At 59.1% G+C, this 1,297-nt stretch carries 2 protein-coding genes; both read right to left on the bottom strand.

The window, feature by feature from the left end; genetic code table 11:
* Nucleotides 1-207 precede the first annotated feature (207 nt).
* Entirely contained in the window at nucleotides 208-714 is a 507-nt protein-coding gene (locus JF66_RS20555) for a DoxX family protein (RefSeq protein WP_081882538.1), read from the bottom strand.
* A 179-nt stretch (nucleotides 715-893) separates the two neighbouring features.
* Complete coding sequence (locus tag JF66_RS20550) at nucleotides 894-1,130, bottom strand: hypothetical protein (protein WP_035880801.1); 237 nt, start codon at nucleotides 1,128-1,130, stop codon at nucleotides 894-896.
* Between the last annotated feature and the right edge of the window lie 167 nt (nucleotides 1,131-1,297).

Raw genomic sequence — 1,297 nt, 5'->3', positions numbered from 1 at the left:
TTCGCCGAGTTCGAACGAGGCCTCATCCGAGAGCGACAACGAGAAGGCATCACTCTGTAGCCGAGGCGATCTTTCCGTGTGCGATCTGTAGCCGTTGAGCGTTCCGCTTACGAGCGGTCGAATCCGTCGAAAAGTGCTCTCGAGCGCCCTCTCGCGAGGACGGAAAACCTGTCCGCACATCGTCCCTCTATCGGTCGTCCCAGGGCTTCAACGTTGGATGATCTTGCCGACCCGTCGATTGTCAGGTCGAAGCAGCCAGGACACGATGATGACCACGATGAGGTGAAGCGCGTTGAAGACATGGAAAGCGGGGGAACCGTAGCCTGCCGGGATCGCTTCGCCCTGGACGACGGTCACAATCAGCCAGGAAAGAAGCGCCCCACTCATGTTGAAGATCAAGCCTGCGTACGCCCATTCCTTCAGGCGCGGGAACCGCGGCACAACGATCGCGATCGCTCCGAATACCTTTGCGATGCCGATGATGTACACGAAGTAGAGCGGATATCCCAGGACGGCGACGACAGTCGCGACGCCGATGCTTGAGAACTCAAGGCTCATGGACGCGTCAAGCACCTCCGACACTCCCCCGAAGAACATCGCCAGAGCGACGTAGCCCGTGGTGATCCAGTAGAAAACAGTTCTCACCCGGGAGGAATCCGGCTTGGGGGCGGTGTTCATCCCTCCGCTTACCTTGCGTGCAATAGCTTGATGCATGGGAACTCTCCTTTGTTCGCGGTGCGGGCGGGGGTCACGATTCCCGCGGGCTTCGGTTGGTCGTCCTTGCCGGACTCGCGCTGATGCATCTCGCAACCTGATCAAGTGGGATCTGGCGTGCCCAAAGACTCGGGCAGTATCCGGGGGTTGTTGGGCTGCTTTGCGACGTTGGCAGGCGGTTAGCCTTCCGGGATCTCGGCGAACGCCTTCTTAGTGGAGAAGTACCAGTCCATTGATCGTTTTGGGTGCTTCCAACGATCCTTCATTTCCTTGCGCGCTTGCTCGTGGGTGTTGTCTCCGGCCCTGACCGCGTCTTTAAGATGGCGGTCTTGGGCCTTGATAGCGTCATCGGCGGATTCGCCGGTCACTGGTTGTTCGCAGGGGCCGCCCAGTTGGTGGCAGGTCATTGTTTTCATCGACTCGAATCCTGACTGTGAAGGCGTAGCTCCGTCTGAGGTCCGCTACCTGTATGACGGTGGAGCGTGAGCAAGTGTGACCGCTGACGGGTTGGATTGGAGAACAATGCCTGTCAGTTCCGCCGCTCTCCTTCTTTACGGCGGATGAGGTGTTCCACGATGGCCGG

Source organism: Cryobacterium sp. MLB-32 (assembly GCF_000738085.1).
Lineage (GTDB): Bacteria > Actinomycetota > Actinomycetes > Actinomycetales > Microbacteriaceae > Cryobacterium.
Note: the sequence above shows the minus strand (reverse complement) of the source record. Positions and strands in the feature narration are given on the sequence as shown.